Source organism: Burkholderia sp. Ac-20345 (assembly GCF_017104825.1).
GTDB classification, from domain to species: domain Bacteria; phylum Pseudomonadota; class Gammaproteobacteria; order Burkholderiales; family Burkholderiaceae; genus Burkholderia; species Burkholderia lata_B.
In genome coordinates this window covers 25,736-47,940 of record NZ_JAAGPO010000053.1, presented here as the reverse complement: position 1 = coordinate 47,940, position 22,205 = coordinate 25,736, and the positions used below count along the sequence as shown (strand labels likewise).

The 22,205-nt window shown below is 67.7% G+C and carries 19 protein-coding genes; 9 read left to right on the top strand and 10 right to left on the bottom strand.

Annotation, left to right across the window (positions count from 1 at the left end):
• Window positions 1-84: 84 nt before the first annotated feature.
• Together G3O06_RS20365 and G3O06_RS20360 are read right to left on the bottom strand one after the other, a co-directional pair.
• A complete protein-coding gene (locus G3O06_RS20365) occupies window positions 85-801 on the bottom strand; it encodes an EthD domain-containing protein (protein ID WP_205817278.1) in 717 nt (238 codons plus the stop codon).
• A gap of 50 nt (window positions 802-851) precedes the next feature.
• Window positions 852-1,364, bottom strand: coding sequence for a nuclear transport factor 2 family protein (locus G3O06_RS20360; RefSeq protein ID WP_174915553.1), 513 nt, complete (start codon window positions 1,362-1,364; stop codon window positions 852-854).
• 212 nt (window positions 1,365-1,576) lie between these two features.
• On the opposite strand from G3O06_RS20360, the gene G3O06_RS20355 reads away from it, so the two are divergent.
• The 5 genes from G3O06_RS20355 to G3O06_RS20335 all read left to right on the top strand — a co-directional run bounded on the left by G3O06_RS20355 (window position 1,577) and on the right by G3O06_RS20335 (window position 7,026).
• Window positions 1,577-2,077, top strand: a complete 501-nt coding sequence (locus tag G3O06_RS20355; protein ID WP_174970078.1) for a nuclear transport factor 2 family protein — start codon at window positions 1,577-1,579, stop codon at window positions 2,075-2,077.
• A 50-nt stretch (window positions 2,078-2,127) separates the two neighbouring features.
• Complete coding sequence (locus tag G3O06_RS20350) at window positions 2,128-2,994, top strand: SDR family NAD(P)-dependent oxidoreductase (protein WP_205817277.1); 867 nt, start codon at window positions 2,128-2,130, stop codon at window positions 2,992-2,994.
• Window positions 2,995-3,003: 9 nt separating this feature from the next.
• Window positions 3,004-3,759 carry an SDR family oxidoreductase gene (locus G3O06_RS20345; protein ID WP_205817276.1) on the top strand — a complete coding sequence of 252 codons (756 nt, stop codon included), beginning with the start codon at window positions 3,004-3,006 and terminating at the stop codon, window positions 3,757-3,759.
• Window positions 3,760-3,858: 99 nt separating this feature from the next.
• The gene (locus G3O06_RS20340; protein WP_174915557.1) at window positions 3,859-4,635 is read left to right on the top strand and encodes a glucose 1-dehydrogenase; all 777 of its coding nucleotides are present in this window, start codon (window positions 3,859-3,861) and stop codon (window positions 4,633-4,635) included.
• Window positions 4,636-5,160: 525 nt separating this feature from the next.
• Window positions 5,161-7,026, top strand: a complete 1,866-nt coding sequence (locus G3O06_RS20335) for a phosphoenolpyruvate carboxykinase (GTP) (RefSeq protein WP_175000325.1) — start codon at window positions 5,161-5,163, stop codon at window positions 7,024-7,026.
• Between the two features lie 97 nt (window positions 7,027-7,123).
• Here G3O06_RS20335 and G3O06_RS20330 read toward each other — a convergent pair whose 3' ends face one another.
• From G3O06_RS20330 to G3O06_RS20310, 5 genes are read right to left on the bottom strand one after another with little or no spacing between them, the layout of a single operon-like run.
• On the bottom strand, window positions 7,124-8,032 hold the full coding sequence (locus G3O06_RS20330) for an NAD-dependent epimerase/dehydratase family protein (protein ID WP_205817275.1): 909 nt from the start codon (window positions 8,030-8,032) through the stop codon (window positions 7,124-7,126).
• Between the two features lie 58 nt (window positions 8,033-8,090).
• On the bottom strand, window positions 8,091-8,924 hold the full coding sequence (locus G3O06_RS20325; protein WP_205817288.1) for an SDR family NAD(P)-dependent oxidoreductase: 834 nt from the start codon (window positions 8,922-8,924) through the stop codon (window positions 8,091-8,093).
• A gap of 40 nt (window positions 8,925-8,964) precedes the next feature.
• A complete protein-coding gene (locus G3O06_RS20320; RefSeq protein ID WP_047903207.1) occupies window positions 8,965-9,723 on the bottom strand; it encodes an SDR family oxidoreductase in 759 nt (252 codons plus the stop codon).
• Window positions 9,724-9,763: 40 nt separating this feature from the next.
• Entirely contained in the window at window positions 9,764-10,621 is an 858-nt protein-coding gene (locus G3O06_RS20315; RefSeq protein ID WP_205817274.1) for an SDR family oxidoreductase, read from the bottom strand.
• Between the two features lie 3 nt (window positions 10,622-10,624).
• Window positions 10,625-11,041, bottom strand: a complete 417-nt coding sequence (locus tag G3O06_RS20310; protein ID WP_205817273.1) for a nuclear transport factor 2 family protein — start codon at window positions 11,039-11,041, stop codon at window positions 10,625-10,627.
• 461 nt (window positions 11,042-11,502) lie between these two features.
• On the opposite strand from G3O06_RS20310, the gene G3O06_RS20305 reads away from it, so the two are divergent.
• Window positions 11,503-11,712 carry a hypothetical protein gene (locus G3O06_RS20305; RefSeq protein ID WP_174970086.1) on the top strand — a complete coding sequence of 70 codons (210 nt, stop codon included), beginning with the start codon at window positions 11,503-11,505 and terminating at the stop codon, window positions 11,710-11,712.
• Between the two features lie 252 nt (window positions 11,713-11,964).
• On the top strand, window positions 11,965-13,461 hold the full coding sequence (locus G3O06_RS20300) for an FAD-dependent oxidoreductase (RefSeq protein ID WP_174982594.1): 1,497 nt from the start codon (window positions 11,965-11,967) through the stop codon (window positions 13,459-13,461).
• Window positions 13,462-13,562: 101 nt separating this feature from the next.
• Here G3O06_RS20300 and G3O06_RS20295 read toward each other — a convergent pair whose 3' ends face one another.
• A complete protein-coding gene (locus G3O06_RS20295) occupies window positions 13,563-15,227 on the bottom strand; it encodes an acid phosphatase (RefSeq protein WP_205817272.1) in 1,665 nt (554 codons plus the stop codon).
• Between the two features lie 480 nt (window positions 15,228-15,707).
• Here G3O06_RS20295 and ftsH point away from each other — a divergent pair, with 480 nt between their 5' ends.
• Window positions 15,708-17,690 carry an ATP-dependent zinc metalloprotease FtsH gene (ftsH, locus tag G3O06_RS20290; protein ID WP_205817271.1) on the top strand — a complete coding sequence of 661 codons (1,983 nt, stop codon included), beginning with the start codon at window positions 15,708-15,710 and terminating at the stop codon, window positions 17,688-17,690.
• Window positions 17,691-17,812: 122 nt separating this feature from the next.
• A complete protein-coding gene (locus tag G3O06_RS20285; RefSeq protein WP_174970090.1) occupies window positions 17,813-18,280 on the top strand; it encodes an OsmC family protein in 468 nt (155 codons plus the stop codon).
• Between the two features lie 5 nt (window positions 18,281-18,285).
• Here the strand turns inward: G3O06_RS20285 and otsA are convergent, their stop codons facing one another.
• Together otsA and G3O06_RS20275 are read right to left on the bottom strand one after the other, a co-directional pair.
• A complete protein-coding gene (gene otsA / locus G3O06_RS20280) occupies window positions 18,286-19,692 on the bottom strand; it encodes an alpha,alpha-trehalose-phosphate synthase (UDP-forming) (protein ID WP_205817270.1) in 1,407 nt (468 codons plus the stop codon).
• A 636-nt stretch (window positions 19,693-20,328) separates the two neighbouring features.
• Complete coding sequence (locus G3O06_RS20275) at window positions 20,329-21,948, bottom strand: methyl-accepting chemotaxis protein (protein ID WP_205817269.1); 1,620 nt, start codon at window positions 21,946-21,948, stop codon at window positions 20,329-20,331.
• Window positions 21,949-22,205 lie beyond the last annotated feature (257 nt).

Genomic DNA, 22,205 nt, shown 5'->3' with positions numbered 1-22,205 from the left:
ACGCGCATATGCGCGCCACCGGCCCGCAACGGAACACGGCCATAAATCCAGAGGAAGGCGATCGCACCACGCGATCGCCCGACCTCACCCCCGCACGGCCTTCACCACATACTGACTCGTCGGCACCACATCGATCTTGTCGAAATCGATGAAGCGTCCACAGCTGTCCATCATCTCCGCCACATTCCGCTGAAATTTCTCGTCATCGCCGACCGCGTCGAAGAACGCATGCGGATCGGTCATCGCCGCAGCGGGGAAGCATTCCTCGACGATCGCGTCGTACCCAGGCGCCGCATGCGTGAGCGCGCGCACCACGACGTTCTGCACGTACAGGAAATTGTCCTGCGTATCGATCGCGACGCGCGTGTGATGCCCGTGCCACACGTCGAGCCACGCTTCAAGCGTAAGCCGCGGCGGCCGTTTCAGAAACGCGAGCTGCGAGAACCCGCTGGTCCGCTCGCCCGGCCGCGCCGGAAAGCGCGTATTCGGAATCGGTTGCGACTCGGTGACGAGATACGCAGCCATGTGCGGGACGACTGCGCGCACCGCATCGTCGAACGGCTGACGGAACATCGCGTTCGCGCTATCGACCCACACCGCGACGATCCCGTCGATGCCCGGGTGAGTATTGGTCTGCTTCAGGCCGGCGGCCGGTGCGACATCCGCATCGGCGACGTTCACCTGCACGCCGTGCGCACCGAGCGACAGCAGCGTGTCGGCGAGTTGCGCGCGCACCGTGCGGCTCCATTGATCGGGCGCGGCCTGCGTATCGCGCCACAACACGTAAATGACTTTCTCCATTGTTCCGGCTCCAGGGGGAATGACGGGTTCGGCGGCATGGCCGCCGGGGTTCAGGAAGCGGTTTCAGGCGATCCGGCCGTCTGGTGCGCGCCCGGCGCGAACCGGTTCGCGGTCAGCGAGAACGACGGCGGGATCGGCGACGTGACGGTTTCGAACAGTCGTTCATGACGCGTCGCGTGAATGCGCCACACGCCATCGCGTTTCACGTACTGGTCGTCATAGAACGCTGTGCCGTGCAGCAGGTAGTTATCCTCAAGATTGATCGCGTGATCCTCGAGAAACCACACGCCGCACGCGTGATCGGCCGAGACCAGCGTGAGCTCCGGGTGATGGCCGTGATGCATCGTCAGGAAGGTCGGCTTGCCGATCAGCTCGCGCAGGCTCGACACGAACGCGTCGCGGCCGTCGTACGCATAGCGGCCGCCGTACAGCCGCGCCTCGCAGTCTTCGGTCAGGCAATCCGCGAGCAGCGCCCAGTCGTGCGTGTCGACCGCGCGGAAATACCGGTACTTCAACTGTCGGATCTGCTCGTACTCATGGAGCGTGCGGGTCGTGTCGTCCATTGCCGGGTCTCGTGGTGGTGTCGTTCGATGGTAGGAACGAAGCCGCCTGCATCACATCGTCTGTTCGGACGAACGCGGCGCACGCATACGGCCAGCTTCGCCGAGACGAATCGCCAGCTTCATCCGAACGGGTGATGGCCGCCGCATCGCGCGGCGGTAACGTGGCATCGACGCGGCGTTCGAACCGCGCCGGCACCGAACAAGGAGACAGGATGACCCTCATCGAATCGCTGGAAGCGCGCGTGCGCCGGCTCGAGGACGCCGACGCAATCCGCCGGCTGAAGGCGCACTACTTCACGTGCTGCGACCGCAAGGATCCGCAAGGGATGCGCGACTGCTTCGCGCCCGGCCGCGTGCACATCGACTACGGCCGGATCGGCACGTTCGACACGCGCGACGGGCTCGTCGACATCTTCGCGCAACTTGGCTGCCATCCTCACATCGTCGAGATGCACCACGGCGTGAATCCCGAGATCGACGTGCTCGACGACACGCATGCACGCGGCACGTGGGGCCTGCACTACCAGATGATCGACACGAACGCGCGCACGCTCACGCAGCTCGGCGCGTACTACGACGACGAATACCGGAAGGTCGACGGCGAATGGAAGATCGCGGGCACGCGCTGCGTCGTCACGTCGACGCTGTCGGCCCGCTACGAAGGCGATGCGCCGGGCGTGCTGTTCGCCGGCGCGCAACCGCCGGCCGCCTGACGCTCGCCCGCGCCCCGCACGTGGCGCACATTCCACAGGAGACATCGAACATGACACAGAACCACGAGGCGCCGGTCGCCGTCGTGACGGGCGCCTCGCGCGGCGCGGGCAAGGGCATCGCGCGCGCGCTCGGCGCGGCCGGCATGACCGTCTATGTAACGGGCCGCTCGCAGAACGAAGGCGATGCGCCGCTGCCCGGCACGATCCACGAGACCGCACGCGAGATCGATGCGCTCGGCGGCCGCGGGATCGCGGTGGCCTGCGACCACGCGGACGACGCGCAGGTGAAGGCGCTGTTCGAGCGCGTCGAACGCGACAGCGGGCGGCTCGACATTCTCGTGAACAACGCGACCTACCTGCACGATCAGTTGATCCTGCCGGGCCCGTTCTGGGAGAAGTCGCTCGATCTCGTCAACATCCTCGATGTCGGGCTGCGCTCCGCCTATGTCGCGAGCTGGCATGCGGCACGGCTGATGGCGAAGCGCCGCAGCGGGCTGATCGCGTTCACGTCGTCGTTCGGCGCGAGTTGCTACATGCACGGCGCGGCCTACGGCGCGCAGAAGTCCGGCGTCGACAAGTTCGCGAAGGACATGGCCGTCGACCTGAAGCCGTTCGACGTCGCGGCCGTGTCGATCTGGATGGGCCCGCTACGCACCGAGCGCACGACGCGCGTGTGGGAAGAACACCCGGATCTGTACAAGGAATTCTCGCTCGTCGCGGAGAGCCCGGAATTCACGGGCCGCGTGATTCACGCGATCCACGGCGATCCGCAACGCATGGCGCTGTCGGGGCAAGTGCTCGTCGGCGCGGAAGCCGCGCGGCAGTACGGCATCGCCGATCTCGACGGCAAGCAGCCGCCGTCGTACCGCGAACTGCTCGGCGGGCCCGTGCAGGCGCATCCGGCAATCGTTGCCTGAGGAGCACGCATGGGCATCCTGAAAGGCAAGGTCGCGCTCGTGACGGGCGCGGGGCAGGGCGTCGGCCAGGGCGTCGCGCAGGCGCTTGCGGCGGAAGGCGCGCAGGTCGCGGTGGTCGGCCGTACCCGCGACAAGCTGCTCGCGACCTGCGAAGCGATCCGTGCACGCGGCGGCGTGGCCGAACCGTTCGTGTGCGACGTGATGGACGCCGCGCAGATCGCGCAGTGCGTGGACAGCGTCGTCGCGCGGTTCGGTGGCGTGCAGATCCTGATCAACAACGCGCAGGTCGTGCCGCTCGGCCGCCTGCTCGACGTGACCGATGGGGATTTCATGGCGGGGCTCGAATCGGGCCCGATCGCGACGCTGCGCATGATGCGCGCGTGCCATCCGCATCTGAAGGGCGACGGCGTGATCGTCAATTTCGCTTCGTCGGCCGCGGTGCGCTGGGATGCGTCCGGCTACGGCGCGTACGCGGCGACGAAGGAGGCGATTCGTGCACTGACGCGTGCGGCCGCCTGCGAATGGGGCGTGGACGGCATCCGCGTGAACGCGGTCGCGCCGCATGCGTTGTCGCCGGGCCTGAAAGGCTGGGTCGACGCGAATCCGCAGGAAGCCGCCGCGTTCTTCCGCACGATTCCGCTCGGCCGCGTCGGCGACTGCGAGCAGGACATCGGGCGCGCGATCGTGTTCCTGGCGAGCCGCGACGCCGCATACCTGACGGGCGCGACGCTGCCGCTCGACGGCGGGCAGGCGTACTGGGGCTGAAGGCGCGCGGCACTGGGGCCACGCGCCAATCATGATCCGGCAAACACGCGCGTGGGCGCGGTGTGACAGCCGGCAAACCGGAATCGAAGAGAGGACGACATGGGTCGACTGGAAGGAAAGGTAGCGATCGTCACGGGCGGTGCGCGTGGCATGGGCGCGGCGACGTGCCGGTTGTTCGTCGCGGAGGGTGCGCGCGTCGTGATCGGCGACGTGCTCGACGTGGAAGGCGAAGCGCTCGCGCGCGAGCTCGGCGACGCGGCGCGCTTCATGCGGCTCGACGTCGCCGACGAAGCGAACTGGGTGCGCGTGACCGAAGCGACGATGGAGCAGTTCGGCCGTATCGACGTGCTGGTCAACAATGCGGCCGTGCTGACGTTCGGTGGCATCACCGAGCTGTCGAAACGCGATTTCGAGCGCGCGGTGTCGATCAACCTCGTCGGGACGTTCGTCGGAATCCGGACGATCGCGCCGCACATGATCGCGCAGAAGAGCGGGTCGATCGTCAACATCTCGTCGGTGGATGGGCTGCGCGGCGTGAACGCGCTGGCTGCGTACGTGTCGAGCAAGTGGGGCGTGCGCGGGCTGACGAAGGTCGCGGCGCTCGAACTCGGTCATCAGGGCGTGCGCGTGAATTCGATCCATCCGGGCGGCGTGAACACCGCGATGTCGAACCCGACCGGCGCGCCGCTCGAGGAAATCAACAAGCACTATGCGAACGTGCCGCTGCAACGCGTCGGCCTGCCCGACGAAATCGCACGCGCGACGCTGTTCCTCGCGAGCGACGAAGCGTCGTACTGCAACGGTGCCGAACTGGCCGTCGACGGCGGGATGGCGGCAGGCGCGTATTACCCCGGATTGCCTGGCGCGCCGTTTTGAGCAGGGGTGTTTGCTACACGTTCACGTCGGATGTTTGTGTACGCAACCTAATTCAGGGTTTGCCTGAGTAGCGAAAACGTGAATTCGCACGGCCCGCGTTCGCGTTGGCCTCACGCGGGAGCAGCGCGCCGAATTTGACGCTCCCGCGAAACCCTTGCCGGACGGCCGTCCCGGCCGTTTCGTCCCCAAAGCGCACGCAATGGCGCTGAAAAAAGCACGCACAGGCAACCGGCGTGCCGGCTCGCCGACATAGTTGTTTCTTGTTGCAACGCAACGTTTGCCGAATAACGGCGATGGTATGCTGGCCGTCATGGAGTTGTACGGCAGGTTGCTTGTATGGCGAAACTCGCGTTCGCACCTACTAAAGAGACATCACCTTCTCTCGCTCGCATCGCGGCATCGACGCGCGCTCCGCTCGCGCGTCCCGTCCTGCGCGCCGCCGCACCCTGCGCTCCAATCGCATACCCCATCTCGCGGGCTCGCCCCGCAACCCCCATCCCCGCCCAATAATCTGGAGACATCCTCATGTCGCAAAACAATCTGGCCGAAGCAACACACGGCCCGCTGATCGCTCCGCCGGCTTTCGTCAAACATCGCAAGCTGATCGACTGGGTGTCGCGCATCGCGGCGCTCACGGAGCCCGAGCGCGTCGTGTGGTGTGACGGTTCGCAGGAAGAAAACGACGCGCTGTGCCAGGCGATGGTCGACCAGGGCACGCTCACGCGCCTGAACCCGGCGAAGCGCCCGAATTCGTATCTCGCGCAATCCGATCCGTCCGACGTCGCGCGCGTCGAGGATCGCACGTTCATCTGCGCGGCATCGCGCGACGACGTCGGCCCGACCAACCACTGGGTCGAGCCCGCCGAAATGCGCGACACGCTCAACGGCCTGTTCCGCGGCTCGATGCGCGGCCGCACGCTGTACGTCGTGCCGTTCTCGATGGGCCCGCTCGGCTCGCCGATCGCGCACATCGGCGTCGAACTGTCCGACAGCCCGTACGTCGCCGTGAACATGCGGATCATGACGCGCATGGGCCGCGAGGTGTACGACGTGCTCGGCGAGGACGGCGAATTCGTGCCGTGCGTGCACAGCGTCGGCCATCCGCTCGAAGCCGGCCAGCAGGACGTGCCGTGGCCGTGCAACCCGGTCAAGTACATCGTGCATTTCCCCGAAACCCGCGAGATCTGGAGCTTCGGATCGGGCTACGGCGGCAACGCGCTGCTCGGCAAGAAGTGTTTCGCGCTGCGCATCGCATCGACGATGGGCCGCGACCAGGGCTGGCTCGCCGAGCACATGCTGATCCTCGGCGTGACGTCGCCGGCCGGCAAGAAGTATCACGTCGCGGCTGCGTTCCCGTCCGCGTGCGGCAAGACCAACTTCGCGATGCTGATTCCGCCGCAGGGTTTCAATGGCTGGAAGGTCACGACGATCGGCGACGACATCGCGTGGCTGAAGCCGGGCCGCGATGGCCGACTGTATGCGATCAACCCGGAAGCCGGCTTCTTCGGCGTCGCACCGGGCACCGGCGTGAAGACCAACCCGAACGCGATTTCGACGCTCACCGAAAACGTGATCTTCACGAACGTCGCGCTGACGGAAGACGGCGACGTGTGGTGGGAAGGGCTGACCGACACGCCGCCCGCGAAGCTGACCGACTGGCAGGGCAACCCGTGGACGCCCGAGATCGGCAAGGAAACGGGCCGCAAGGCCGCGCATCCGAATTCGCGCTTCACGGCACCGGCCGCGCAGTGCCCGTCGATCGACGGTGACTGGGAGAACCCGGCCGGCGTGCCGATCGACGCGTTCATCTTCGGTGGCCGCCGTTCGACGACCGTGCCGCTGGTGACTGAAGCGCGCGACTGGGTCGAAGGCGTGTACATGGCCGCGACGATGGGTTCGGAGACGACTGCCGCGGCAGTCGGCCAGCAGGGCATCGTGCGCCGCGACCCGTTCGCGATGCTGCCGTTCTGCGGCTACAACGTCAGCGATTATTTCGCGCACTGGCTCAAACTCGGCAAGCAGCTCGAAGACACGGGCGCGAAGCTGCCGAAGATCTACTGCGTGAACTGGTTCCGCAAGGATGCGAACGGCAAGTTCGTGTGGCCGGGCTTCGGCGAGAACATGCGCGTGCTGAAGTGGATGCTCGATCGCCTCGAAGGCACGGGTGGCGGCGGCGAGCATGCGTTCGGCGTGTCGCCCGCGTATGAGGATCTGCACTGGGACGGCCTCGATTTCACGCGCGAGCAGTTCGATGCGGTGACGTCGATGAACGCCGACGAATGGCGTGAGGAGCTGAAGCTGCATGCGGCGCTGTTCGATACGCTGAAGCTGCGCCTGCCGGCCGAAATGACCGACACGATGAAGAAGATCGAGCAGCGCATCGGCGCCTGACGGTCCGCCTCCGCATAGTCGTCCTGACGTCCCGCCGCCGGCATGCATCGCCGGCGGCGGGACGTTTTTGCATCCGTGCCAGGCACGCGCCGTTCGCTTATTGCGCCAGGCAATGCGCGACGACTTCGTCCACCGCGCGCTGCACGTCGCCGCGCCGGTAGCGCAGCAGCGCGCTGTCGGCCGGATCGGGCTCGTACGACACGACGTTGCCGCGCCCCGTGTAGATCGCCATGTCGGGCAGCAGCGGGTGCTCCTGGTCGAGCGACGGCACGTCCTGTGGATTGCCGGCCGCGCGGAAGAAGGCAGCGAAGTAGTCGGCGAAGCTGAGATTCTCGTCGCCGACGAGGTAGGCCTTGCCCGCTTCGCCGCGCTGCAGCGCCCCCCAGATCGCTTCCGACAGCGATTGCGTCGAGATGAAGTTGCTGCCGCCGGCCGGCCCGAACACGGGCAGCCCCGCGAACTGGCCCTGCGCATAGCCCGTGTAGGCAGCGAACATCTCGTTGCGCAGCCCCGGCACCGACCCGACGACGAACGGGGCATTGACGCTGCACACGGCGAACGACGGCGTTGCGAGCCCACGCACGCGCTCGTCGGCGAGATGGCGCGAGCGCACGTACGGCACCGTATCGACCAGCGCCGGCGCGACTTGCGGATAGAAGCTGCCGACCAGCACCGCGCGCTTCACGCCCGCGTCGCGCGCGAGCGCGAAGAAGCGCGGCACCGCGTCGACGTTCGCGCGTTCCCAGTGCGCGGCTTCGTCGGTGCCGGGCGGCAGGTGGCGGATGTCGTTGCCGGCCGCGAATACCACCGCGTCGAACGGCGCGAGATCGTCACGCGTGAAGTTGCCGGCTACGTAGTCGCGCAGCAGCACGTCGAACTGCGCGAGCGCGCTGCCGGGTGCGGGCGGCTTGCGCGCGGCGAGCGTGACGTGATTGCCCTGCGCGTGCAGGTGCAGCGCGGCATGGCCGCCGATGAGGCCGGTGCCGCCGACGATCAGGATCTTCATGGAGTCTCCGGTAGCGGCGCAACCGCGCCGCGTGAAAGGAACAGGCGAGCGATGCCGCTCAGAAATTGAAGCCGTTGCCCGTGACGACGGGCATGTTGGTCCAGAAGCCGTTCGGGTCGCGATACCAGCCGGCCGCCGCGAGCGCGCCGCCGTCGACATGCAGCGTCGTGCCCGTGACCCACGCGGCGAGCGGGCTCGCGAGGAACAGCGCGGCGCCCGCGATATCGCCGGCCGCGCCGAAGCGCCCGAGCGGGATCCAGCGCGGGATGTGCTCGCGATGCTCGGCCGCGACCATCGCGCTGACGGGCACCTGCGGCGTCTCGGTGGTTTCGGGGGCGATCTGGTTCACACGAATGCCGGCCGGCCCGAGTTCGAGGGAAAGGCTCTTCGTGAAACCGGTCAGCGCGGCCTTGAACGACGCGTACACGGTGCAGTTGGGAATCGCGCGAAAGCCTTCGATCGACGACACGCCGACGATGCTGCTACCCGCGCCGCGCTTGCGCAGCAACGGCAGCATCGCGCGCGTGACGATGAAGACCTGGCGCAGGTTCACGTCGAACAGCCGTGCGATGTCGTCGTCGGTGCAGTCGTCGAACGGTTTCGCGATCTGCAGGAAATCGCCCACATTGTTGACGAGCACGTCGAGGCCGCCGAAGCGCGCGTCGACGGTTCGCGCGAACGCATTGACCTCGTCGCGGCGCGTGACGTCCACGGTGCCGACGAGCGCATCGACACCTGCCGCTTCGAGCGCCTGGCGCACGTCCTGCGCGCGGGCCGGGTCGATCTCGGCCACCGCGACGCGCGCGCCGGCCGCGCCGAACGCTTCCGCGCACGCACGGCCGATGCCTGCGCCGCCGCCGGTGACCAGCACGGTCTTGCCGGTGAATGAAATCATCGATGGACTCCTCTGTACGGGAAAGCAGTGGGCCGCGTCACAGCGACGACACCAGTTGTGCGTTGTCGATCCGCAGTTCCGCACCGTTCACGAAACGCGATTCGTCGGACGCGAGGAACAGCACGAGATTCGCGACGTCCTGCGGGTCGCACATGCGTGCCATCGGATCGCTGCCGATGCCGAGTGCTGCCGGGTCGAGATCGGGCATCAGCGCCTGCGTCATCGGCGTCCAGATCCCGTCCGGATGGATCGAGTTGCAGCGGATCCGGTAGCCGCTGCGCTTGCAGTGCACGGCGACGCTACGCGCGAGCGCCGTCACCGCGCCTTTCGACCCGGTGTACGCGCACATCATCGGCAGCCCGCCGAGTGCGGCGACCGACGACATCATCACGATCGAGCCCGGCGTGTCGTTGCCCTTCATCGCGCCGATCGCGTATTTGCAGCCGAGGAAATAACCATCGGCATTGGTGCGCATCACGCGCCGCCATGTGTCGAGGCTTGTGTCCTCGATCGAGCCGACCGGGCAGATCGCCGCGTTGTTGACGAGCACGTCGAGGCGTCCGAAGCGATCGAGCGTCGATGCGATCGCGTGCCGCCAGCCGTCCTCGTCGGCGATGTCGTGGCGGACGAACAATGCCGCGTCGCCGATTTCGCGTGCGAGCGCGCGGCCTGCGTCTTCGTCGATGTCGGTCAGCACGACACGCGCGCCTTCGGCGGCGAGCAGCAGCGCATCCGCGCGGCCAACGCCGCTTGCCGCGCCGGTGACCAGCGCGACCTTGTTTGCGACTCGATTCATGGTCGGTCGGATTCCTTTGATGTTGAAAGAAGGCAGGCGCTCATGCGGCGCCCGGCGCGCGGCCGGCCTTGATCGCGTCGAGCGTGGCCGTGCCGTAGATCTGCGCGATCGTGTCGTCGACGCGCGGGTTGGTACGCAGCTCATGGCCGCCGTCGACGGCGAAGCTTTGGCCCGTCACCCAGCCCGACTCGGGGCCCGCGAGATAGCGCACCGCATGCGCGATCGCTTCCGGTTCGCCGAGCGTGCCGAGCGGGATCTGTTCGAGAAAGCTGTCGACGAGCGCGCGGTTGTCGAACATCGGCGCGGTGGCTTCGGAGCGCGTGAGGCCCGGGCGCACCGCGTTCACGCGGATCTTCGCGCCGGCCAGTTCCTCGGCCGCACCGCGCACGAGCGCTTCGAGCGCGGCCTTCGCGGTGCAGTACGCGGACAGCCAGCGGAAGTTGATCTGTGCGGCCGTCGACGAGATGCAGACGATCGCGCCGCCGCCGCTGTCGGCGAGCCGCGGTGCCGCATGACGGATCGCGGCGAACGCGCTGTGCAGGTTCAGGTCGATTTCCGCGCGGAAAGTGTCGGCGTCGTGCAGCAGCAGCGGCCGGAAGCCCGCACCGCCGACCGTCGGCACGACGATGTCGAGGCGATGGTCGATGGCCCATGCGCAGTCGAGTGCGGCCTGCAGGTCGGCTTCGTCGCAGGCGTCGCCAGCATGGATCGCGACGCGGCTGCCGGGCACGGCGTCGGTCAGTTGCTGCTGCGTGCGTTCGAGCGCATCGCGGCGGCGGCCCATCAGCACGACGGCCGCGCCGTCGGCGACGAGCGCGTGCGCGCAGGCCGCGCCGATGCCGCCGGCGCCGCCCGTCACGAGCGCGGTGCGGCCATTGAGGGGAGCAGAGGTGCGCATCGTTCAGCCCTCCAGCGGCAAGTCTTGCGCCCAGTCGACGTGCAGCGTGCGCGCGGCGAAGCGCCACGTGCCGCCGTCGAACACGCAGCGGTCGCGATAGCGCAGCCCCCAGTCGAGCTTGCGCTTCACGCCGTCGCGTACGTAGACGTGGCAGGCGACGCCATAGGTCTCGACGTCGGCCTCGCCGCCATCGAGCGTCACGAGCTGGTTGTGCACGTGATGCTGGGTCGCTTCGTAGCGCTCGATTACGCGCATGCCCGCGACGATCGCATCGCGGTCGTCGAAGCGGAAGCCGGGGCCGGCCAGGGTTGCATCGGAGGTGAAAAGGGCCGTGAGTCGTGGCCAGTCGCGCCGATCGACGGCTTGCGCGTAGCGGCACGCAAGTTCGTACAGCGCGTGGTGGGGATTGGAATCGGTCATGCGTGGGCTCCCGTGGAAGAACGGAACGCGTCGGCCGCGCGAGGTGGGCCGACGCGGCGGCATTGCGACGTCGCTGCGCAGGTTCGCACCGGGCAGGCCGGGATTCATCATCCATACGGAGCAGGGCGAGGGTCGGGGAAAACACCGGGGCAGGCCGCCGCGCGCCACGCGAGGGTGTATCGATTGTGCGGCGCAGCGACCGGTGCGCGACATGCGTCTGACGATTCGTGCGGCCGGCTGCGACAGGTGCACGACGAGTCGCGTCTCCTTCATGTATGCGAAGCCGCGGCGCGCGATGTTGCGATGCGGCAGGTCGCGCGTCGTCCGCTCAGCGTTTGCCCCTAGTCGAAACGGACGATGGCCGACGGCCGGGCGCTGGCTACCGTGCAGTCATCCGGTGCCGCATGCGATGCACGCCGGACACGAACCGCACCAGCGGACAACCGGAGGAGACGACGATCATGAGACTGACGACTCGCAAGCTGTGCGTACTGGCGATGGGCACGTTCGCTGCCATGGCGATGGCGCGATACGGCGCCGATCAGGTCCCGTCGCCGCCGTACGCGGCCGGCATCCTGCAATGCCGCTCGGTCGACGTGAACGGCCTGCCGACCGGTTGTGTGCCGATCGATCCGTCGCACTTCGGTTTCGCCGCGATGCGCGGCATGTGACGCCGGCGCGGCCGCGCGCCGCACCGGGCGGAAGCCGTGGCGGCTACGACCACGGCGCAATCGTCGCGCGCCGATCCCGCTTCACGCGGTTCGGCTTCAACCGGGAATGAGATGGCGTGCGCGTTGCACGCGCACCATCGCACGCCCGTCCAGGTAACGGGGCACCGCGGCGACGGCCGTGTCGGGCCGCCTGCCTGGCATTCGCCGCAATCACCGCGTCTCGCAGAATTCCACCACGCTGACCCATTCCTCATGTCATCCGACTATTCCCTGACTCACCCCTTGAATACCCGCGACGTGCATCGCTGGGATGCCGAACACGATGTCGTGATCGTCGGCTTCGGCGCGGCCGGTGCCTGCGCGGCGATCGAAGCCGCGAGCGCCGGCGCCGACACGCTGATCGTCGAGCGCGCGTCGAGCTACGGCGGCACGAGCGCGCTGTCGGGCGGCGAGATCTACCTCGGCGGCAGCGGCGGCACGCCCGCGCAGCGGCAGGCCGGCTTTACCGACGACACCGAGGATCTGTACCGCTACCTGATGCTGGCCGGCGGCCGCGACGCCGACGACGCGAAAGTGCGCCTCTACGCGAACGAAAGCCTGGCGCACCACGACTGGCTCGTCGCGCAAGGTCTCACGTACAAGAACACGTTCATCGCCGAGCGGATCGTCGAACCGGAAACCGACGACTGCCTGATCTGGTCGGGCAGCGAGGAAGCCTGGCCGTTCAGCGAGGCCGCGAAACCGTGCCCGCGCGGACACACGCCGCAATGGCCGGGCTGGGGTGGGGGACAGATGCTGATGCGCGTGCTGGCCGAACGCGTCGCGGCACTCGGCGTCGCGACGCGCTACGACACGCGCGCGCTCGCATTGATCGTCGACGACGGCGGCGCGGTGCGCGGCGTCGTGCTGCGCGCATATGGCGAGACGGCATTCGTGCGGGCGCGCCGCGCAGTGATCCTGTGCGCAGGCGGCTTCGCGATGAACCGCGAGATGGTACGCCGGCATGCGCCGCAGTTCCTGCGCTCGGACGAGCCGATCGGCAGCCCCGGCGACGACGGCTCGGGCATCCTGCTCGGCCAGGGCGCGGGCGGTGCGGCGATTCACATGGACCAGGGCTTCGTCAGCCTGCCGTTCTATGCGCCCGAATCGCTGATCAAGGGCATCTTCGTGAACGCGCGCGGCCAGCGCTTCATCAACGAGGACGGCTATCACGGCCGCACGGGGCATCACGCATTTCACCAGGCCGACGACCGGATCTACCTGCTGGTCGACCAGGCCACATATCAGGAGCCGCCGGCGATCGCACGGATCGGCATCGCGGCGGCCGGTGAAACGTGGGAGGAAGTCGAACGCGACCTGCAGATGCCGGCCGGCACGCTGACGGCGACCGTCGACGTCTACAACCGCCATGCGGCCGAAGGCGCCGATCCGCTGTTCCACAAGGCGAAGAAGTGGCTGCAACCGCTGATCGAGCCGCCGTTCGTCGCGCTCGATTGCCGGATCGACTACGCGTTCTATCCGCACTTCACGCTCGGCGGGCTCGACACGCTGCCGACCGGGCAGGTGGTCGATGCGGCGCGCGCGCCGGTGCCGGGGCTCTATGCGGCCGGCCGCACGACCTGCGGGCTGCCGCGCTGGGGCGCCGGGTACAGCTCGGGGCTGTCGCTGGCCGATGCGACGTTCTTCGGCCGTCAGGCGGGCCGTCACGCCGCGCAGGCGGGGTGCGATGCGCTGCGCAGTGCCGCGTAGCGTTTGCCGGCCGGAAATGAACGACGCCCCGGGCAATCGCATTGCCCGGGGCGTCGTCGTTTCAAGTCGCCAAGTGGCTAATCGGCCAAGCCAGTCAGCCGTCAGCCGAGATCGAGCGCGTTCGTGAGATCGCCCGGCGGCGTCGCGCCGCGTGCGGCGAACGCCTTGTTGCGCGCGACCACGCCGTCGAGCGGCGCGAGCCCGTGCACGCGGCTGATGAAGCGCAGGATCGAGTTCGTGTCGTACAGCGTGTGATCGACGAAACCCTTCTTTGCGAACGGCGAGATCACGAGTGCCGGAATCCGCGAGCCCGGGCCCCAGCGGTCGCCTTCCGGCGGCGCGACGTGATCCCACCAGCCGCCGTTCTCGTCGTGCGTCATCACGATCACGGTGTTGTCCCACTGCGGCCCGCGGCGGATGTGGTCGATCACGGTCGCGATGTGGCGGTCGCCCGATTCGATGTCCGCATAGCCCGCATGCATGTTCAGGTTGCCCTGCGGCTTGTAGAACGTGACGGCCGGCAGGCGGCCCGCGTCGATGTCGGCGATGAAACGGTTGGTCGACGGCTCGTCGCCGAGCCCCGCGTCGCGCAGGTGCTTGCTGCGCGCGTCGGTGCCGGGCGCGTAGTTCACGAAATAGTTGAACGGCTGGTGGTGGTACTGGAAATCGGGCACGGTGCCCGTGTCGCGATGCTCGAGCGCGTACTGCCATGCGCCGCTGTACCACGCCCAGTCGACGTTCTTTTCCGACAGGCGATCGCCGATCGTCGCATAGCCCTGCGGCGGCATCACGCGATGGTCGGCCGGATCCGCATACGCGGCGTTGCCCGGATCGGGCGGCGGCACGTAGCTCGGCTGGTACGGCGGCGCCATCGTGTTCACGCCGTAACCGTCCGGCGTCAGCGAGCCGTCGGCCGCGAACTTCGGCGGACCGTCGAGCGCGGACGCGGGCGAATTGTCGGCGAGCTTGAGGCGCGTACCGGCGGGATCGTCGCCTTCGACCTTCGACAGCAGTTTCGCCGCATGCGGATGCTTGTGCGCGTCCGGATACAGCGGCGGCTGCGCGGAGATCAGGAACATGTGGTTCATCCACGAACCGCCGAAGGCCGCCATGAAGAAGTTGTCGCACAGCGTGTATTGCCGCGCGAGATTCCACAGCCGCAGCGTGTCGGCCGAGTTGCGATAGTGGCCCATCACGAGGCCGCCCGAATCGGCCCACGCGGCGAACTGGTTGTTGCGGCCGGCCGCGATCTGCATCTGGTTCTGGTAGAAGCGGTGCCACAGGTCGCGCGTGATCACGCCGTTCGGCAGCGCCTTGCCCTGTGCGTCCGTAATCAGGAACGGTGCGTTCGGCAGCTTGTCGATGTCGCGCTCGGCGATCGCGTAGCGCTTGCCGTCCACTTCCTGCGCCTGCGGTACGAGCCCGCCCCAGATCTTCGGCAGCACGGGCAGCGGCGTCTTGCCGTCGCGATCGAGCTGCTGCGCGTGCTCGGGCCGCACCTCGCTCAGCGGATGGCGTACGCCCGGGAAATCGCCGTACAGGTTCGCGAAGCTGCGGTTTTCCGCGTAGATCACGACGATGTGGCGCACGCGCTGGCGCAACGCCTCGTCGATGCGCAGGTCGGCGGCGGAACGCGGCGCGCTGCCTGCCGTGGTTTCACAGCCGCTGAGCGCGACACCCGCACCGAGCGCGGCGAGGCCGCCGAGTACTCGGCGGCGGTCGGGATCGGCGGGAAGGTCGTCGGGGCGATCGGGGGTGTCGTTCACGTCGTGGGTTCCTCGAATGGGCGGGTGGACGGGGGCGTGATGCGCGGCGGCGTCGCACAGGCTGCCGCGCCGCGGGACGGAAAGCAACGGCCCGTGTTGCGTATGGGCAGGTGCGATGCATCTGTCACAAAAATGTCACGAACGCGACTATAACGCGGCAACGGGGGCAGATGAAAGGTGTTTGTCGGACGATTCGAGTCGCGCCTCGGGCGATGCGCGACGCCCGCGCGCGAGCTAGACTGGATTCAGGGGCGGCACGTCGCGGCGTGCCGCCCGGGCGAGGATTGCCCGGCGGCGCCGGCCGATGGCGTCGTCGTGGCGCCATTGATGCGACGAACGAGGCGATGAAGCGAGGCGACGATGGCGCGCTTGACTGCCGCTTCCGCATGGCCGCCGATGGCGCGCGCCGGTTGCGCGCGTGTCCGCACACGTCCGCCGTGTCGCGCAGCGTAGCGTAGCGCGCACGTCCGGCCCGATGCCATGGACAGGAAATTCGACTACCCGGGATTGCTGATCGCGGCGGGCTTCTTCGTGCTGTTCGCCGCGCAGTTGCTGATGCTGCGCCCGTCGTCGGCGCCGATCGCGTACAGCGATTTCCACCGGCTCGTCGCCGCACGGCTCGTCGATGATCTCGAAGTCGGCCCCGTGTCGATCTCGGGCACGCTGAAGATGCCGCAGGCCGGCACGATGCTGCCGGCGTCCGAAGTCGCGGCCGTGCAGCAGGCCGGCGCGCCGTACCGCTTCACGACCAACCGCGTGACCGACGAGCACCTGACCGACACACTGACCGCCGCCGGTATCCGCTATCACGGTGCGCCCGATACGAGCTGGATCGCATCGCTTGCGTCGTGGCTGCTGCCGCTCGTGCTGTTCGTGTTCATCTGGAACATGATGCTGCGCAGGCGCGGCGGGCTGCAGGATTTCACCGGGATGGGCAAGAGCCGCGCGCGCGTGTACGTGCAGCAGGAAACCGGCATCACGTTCGACGATATCGCGGGCATCGACGAAGCGAAGGCCGAGTTGCAGCAGCTCGTCGCGTTCCTGCGCAACCCCGACCGCTACCAGCGGCTCGGCGGCAAGATCCCGAAGGGTGTGCTCGTGGTCGGCGCGCCGGGCACCGGCAAGACGCTGCTCGCGCGCGCGGTGGCCGGCGAGGCGGCCGTGCCGTTCTTCTCGATCAGCGGCTCGGCATTCGTCGAGATGTTCGTCGGTGTCGGCGCGGCGCGCGTGCGCGACCTGTTCGAGCAGGCGCAGCAGAAGGCGCCGTGCATCGTGTTCGTCGACGAGCTCGATGCGCTCGGCAAGGTACGCGGCGTCGGCCCGATGTCGGGCAACGACGAACGCGAGCAGACGCTCAATCAGCTACTTGTCGAGATGGACGGCTTCCAGGCCGGCTCCGGCGTGATCATCATGGCTGCAACGAACCGCCCCGAGATCCTCGATCCCGCACTGTTGCGGCCCGGCCGCTTCGATCGCCACATCGCGATCGACCGTCCCGACGTGAACGGCCGCCGGCAGATCCTCGGCGTGCACGTGAAGCGCGTGAAGCTCGCGGCCGACGTCGATCTCGGCGAGCTCGCGTCGCGCACGCCGGGCTTCGTCGGCGCGGATCTCGCGAACGTCGTCAACGAGGCCGCGCTGCATGCGGCCGAACTCGGCAAGCCGGCGATCGGGATGGCCGACTTCGACGAGGCGATCGACCGCGCGTTGACGGGCCTCGAGCGCAAGAGCCGCGTGATGAACGCCCAGGAGAAGCTGACCATCGCGTATCACGAAGCCGGCCACGCGCTCGTCGCGGAAAGCCGCGCGCATTGCGATCCGGTGAAGAAGGTGTCGATCATTCCGCGCGGCGTCGCGGCGCTCGGCTATACGCAGCAGGTGCCGACCGAGGATCGCTACGTGTTGCGCAGGAGCGAGCTGCTCGACCGGATCGATGCGCTGCTCGGCGGGCGGGTGGCGGAAGAGCTCGTGTTCGGCGACGTGTCGACGGGCGCGCAGAACGATCTCGAACGCGCGACCGCGATGGCGCGTCACATGGTCATGCAGTACGGGATGAGCGAGAAGATCGGGCTCGTGACCTTCGACGACGGCGACACGCGTACCGGTATACCGGGCGTATGGCATGCGGGAGACGGCCGCTGCAGCGAGCACACCGCGCGGCTGATCGACGACGAGGTGCATACGTTGCTGACCGACGCGCATGCGCGCGTCGCGGCAACGCTCGGCGAACGTCGCGACGCGCTCGAGCGGATCGCGCAGCGGTTGCTTGCGCGCGAGGTGCTCGAGCGCGACACGCTGCAGGCCCTGATCGACGGGCGTGTCGAGCCGTCGTCCGTCGCGGCGTCGGCGGCGGCGCCGGACGACGAAGCCGGCGCATGCGGCGGCGCGATCGAAACGGAGCACGCGTCAGCGGTCGAGCGCGATTTCGTCGCGTACGGGCCGCCACGCGAACCCGAGCGCTGAAGTCCGGGTCTCGCGCGCAGCCGGCGGGCGGCCATGACCGCGTCGCGCCGGGCTGCCACTCACGCGCGTCGGCGCGGCACTGCGCCGGCCGTCCATTTCCTCTTTCCAGTCACGGAGTCGCCATGAGCGAGGCGCACGTATCGGTCGATGCCGCGCAGCACGCGCGTTTCAGTTTCGAGGTCACGTTTGCCGGTACCGATCTTTCGCCGGTGCTGACCGACGAGCCGCCGCCGCTCGGCGCCGGCCGCGGCCCGAACCCCGTTCGGCTGCTGGCCGCGGCAGTCGCCAGCTGTCTCGCGGCGAGCCTGCTGTTCGCGCTCGAGAAACAGCGCGTCGATCCGCAGCCGGTGGCCGCGCATATCGACGTCGACATGGAACAGAACGACGCGGGGAGGGTGCGGGTCGGCGCGATGGCCGTGACGTTGTCGGTCGGCAAGGCGTGGGCCGATCTCGCAGCGGCGACACGCATGCTTCACCGGTTCGATGCGTATTGCGTGGTGACCGAGAGCATGCGCGAAGGCATTCCGATCTCGGTGACGGTGCAGGATGTGAACGGAGCGGTGCTCGACCGCGAGACGACCGGCGTGTGAGCGCGTCAGGATTCGGTCGCAGCCGCGACTTCGGCTGCTTCGGCGAGTGCGTCGAGAAAGCGCGTGCGCCACCAGTGCACGTCGGTCTTGCGCACGATCGCCATCAGCGCCGTGTGACGCTGGCGGCGTTCTTCGAGCGGCATCGCGAGCGCGCGCTGGATCGCCTGCGCGGTGCCTTGCGTGTCGTACGGATTGACGAGCAGCGCCGACTTCAGCTGCTCGGCCGCGCCGGCGAAACGCGACAGCACGAGCACGCCCGGGTCGGCTGCGTCCTGCGCGGCCAGAAACTCTTTCGCGACGAGGTTCATCCCGTCGCGCAGCGGCGTGACGAGCGCGACGCGGCTCGCACGATAGAGGCCCGGCAAGCGCTTGCGCGCGACGGTGCGGTGAATGTAGCGCATCGGCATCCATTCGAGTTCGCCGTAGTCGCCGTTGATCGCGCCGCACAGGCTGTCCATCTCGCGCCGCAGGTCGTCGTACGCGCCGAGATCCTCGCGGCTCGGCGCGGCGATCTGGATCAGCGTCGCGCGGTTGCGGTTCTCCGGATACTGTTCGAGCAGCTGGCGGAATGCATTCACGCGCTGCGGCAGCCCCTTCGTGTAGTCGAGCCGGTCGACGCCGACCAGCAACTGGCGGCGTGAGTATTCGTCGCGCATCCGCTCGAACATGTCGATGCCGTCGCGATCGCGTGCGAGCGATTCGAACTCGTCGACGTTGATGCCGATCGGGAACGCGCCGGCCGACAGCGTGCGGCCGAATGCGCGCAGGCGGCCGTCGGGCAGCCGCGCGGCACCGGCTTCCGCTTCGACATAGTGCTCGAAGTGGAGCAGATCCGACTCGGTCTGGAAGCCGACGAGATCGTACGCGAACAGCGAGCGCATCAGCCATTCGTGTTCCGGGATCGCGGCCATGATCGGCGGCGGCGGCATCGGGATGTGCAGGAAGAAGCCGATCGGATTCGTACAGCCCATCGCGCGCAGTTCGGCGGCGAGCGGAATCAGCTGGTAGTCGTGGACCCAGATGGTGTCGTCGGGCCGCAGCAGCGTGCGCAGCTTGCGCGCGAATAGCTGGTTGACGCGCCGGTAGCCGTCGGCGAAGCGGCGGTCGAACTGCGCGAGATCGAGCCGGTAGTGAAACACCGGCCACAGCACGTTGTTCGAATAACCGAGGTAGTAGGCGTCGTAATCCTGCGGGTCGAGATCGATCGTCGCGAGCTGGATGCCGCCGACGTTCTGGATCTGCACCTCGTCGCCATGCGTGGGCTGATCGTCGCCGCCGCGCAGCCTCCCGCTCCAGCCGAACCAGACACCGCCGGATTCCTGCAGGCTGTCTTTCACGGCGACGGCGAGCCCGCCGGCCGCGGCTTTACGGGGATCTGCAATACGATTGGATACGACGACGAGTCGGCTCACCAGCTCTCCTGACGATTGTTGGGGGAAAGGTTTGTGCGGCCGTGGCGCGAGAAGCAGACGCCGCCATCGACACGCGGTGCGCGAAGCGATGGGGCCGCAATACGATCGGACGGGAGTCAGGGCACGCGATTCGCCGTCCGAACGGGGAGTGCTCTTTTAAGCATACTCGTCATTCGTTCGATTTAAAAGTCTGCATCGGCGAGCGATGCGCGTGCGAATGCAGCGCGATCTCCATGTCGCCGGTGTGGCAACGCGAGAGACACGCGCGGGATCGAAACTTGCGCCACGCTGCAAACGCAGCATGCGTCATGCAATGCGGAGGAGGAGAACGCATCGCGCGAGATCGGTCGTGACAATGCGCCTTTCCGGATACACGCACGATGCCGCGCCGGTCGGTAGAAACGACCGGCGACGATGCAGCGATGCCGATGTGCGAGCTACATGTACGCGTGCCGCGAGCGTGCGACGCGAATCGGCGAAGCGCGACGTCGTGCATGCGAACCGGCCGCGCCGGACGGCGACGATGCACAGCCGCACCGCGTGCCGTGTGCCGCCGCGCTTCGCGCGGTGCGCGCAAGCGTGACGCAGGCGGGGCGGCGGAACAGTGTGCGCATCGTCGTCTCCTTGCGGCATCCGTTACGCGGTGGCCGGTTGCCAGTGATGTGCGGCGGGCGCTTGCGCGTGCGCGTTCGGCGACGTCACGTGCGAGCCGGACGGCATCCGGAACGCGGCAACCGTTTCGGACAGCTCGCGGCCTTGCGCCTCGAGCGACTTCGATGCGGCCGCGGCCTGCTCGACGAGCGCGGCGTTCTGCTGTGTCGTCTCGTCCATCTGCGTGATCGTCAGGTTCACCTGGTCGATGCCGCGGCTCTGCTCGGCCGATGCGGCCGCGATCTCGCCCATGATGTCCGTCACGCGCGCAACGGCCTGCGTGACGTCCGACATCGTCTTGCCGGCTTCGCCGGCGAGTGCCGAGCCGTCGCGGATCGTCTGCACCGACGCGGAGATCAGTTCCTTGATCTCCTTCGCCGCCGTCGACGAACGCTGCGCGAGACTGCGCACCTCGCTCGCGACGACCGCGAAACCGCGGCCCTGTTCGCCCGCACGCGCCGCTTCGACGGCCGCGTTCAGCGCGAGGATGTTGGTCTGGAATGCGATGCCTTCGATGATGCCGGTGATGTCGGCGATCTTCGACGAGCTGTGGCCGATCTCGGTCATCGTGTCGACCACGCGGCCGACCACCGAGCTGCCGCGATGCGCGACATCCGATGCGTTCGCGGCGAGCGTGCTCGCCTGTTGCGCGTTCTCGGCATTCAGCCGCACCGTCGACGTGAATTCCTCCATCGTCGCGGCGGTTTCCTGCAGCGATGCGGCTTGTTCCTCGGTGCGCTGGCTCAGGTCGAGGTTGCCCGACGCGATCTCGCTCACCGCATGCGCGATGCTGTTCGACGAATCGCGCACGCGGCCGACGATGCCGATCAACCGCTCGTTCATCGTCCGCAGCGCGTCGAGCAGATCGCGTGTCTCGTCGTTGCCGCTCACGTCGATGCGGCTGCCGAGATCGCCGTTCGCGACCGTGCGCGCGACGTCCACGGCCGAGCCGATCGGCACCGTGATCTTGCGCGTCAGCCACAGGCCGCCGCAAACCGCGACCGCGACGGCGACCAGGCAGATGCCGGCCAGCAGGTTGCGCTCCATCGCATAGCGATCGGCGAATTGCTGCGCGATCGCGAGTTCGCGTTCATGCGTGTAGGTTGCGTAGGCGTCGGTCGCGCGTACCAGCTGCGCGAGCAGCGGGCGGCAGTTGTCGTCGATGTCGGCGGTCGCCTCGTCTTTCTTGCCGGCCTGCGCGAGCCCGACGATGCGCAGCGCGACGGGCCCGTAGCTGCCTTCGATGCGCACGATGTCGGCCACCAGTTCGCGCGCGCGATCGGAGGTGTCGGTCGCGTTCGCCATCATGTCCTTGAGCTTCGCGAGACGTTCCTGCACGTCCTTGTGCGCCTGGTTCACTTCGGCCAGTTCGAGCTCGAGGTCGGACGGTTTGGTCACGAGCACGAGGTTGCGCGCGGCGATCGCGCGCCGGTCGACTGCCGTACGGATCTGCGCGGACATGTTGGCCCGCGCGCTGACGCCGTTCATGTAGCGGGAAAATTCGGCGTTCGTATCGGATAGCGCCTTGAGTGCCATGCCCGACACGATCACGACGACCGCGGCGAGCAGGCCGAAGCCGCCAAGGAGTTTGGTCTTGATGCTCATTCTGGCGATTTTCACAGTGTGCCTCTGTGCGTGTGGTTGACGAATTGAATTTATTGTTCGACCAGATACGGGCTCGTGCCGGCATTAACGGGTATACGGGATGATTCTTTACCCTTCGAAAACCCTGATATTAGTTTTTTTAGCGCTGGAATCGTTGCCAGGTGGGCGTTCCTGATTTTGATCAAGATTCGGCTGAGCGCCCGTGATTCAAAGGTTTATACGTGGAATTTGAAACCGGTTTTCTTGGGTGAAACAAA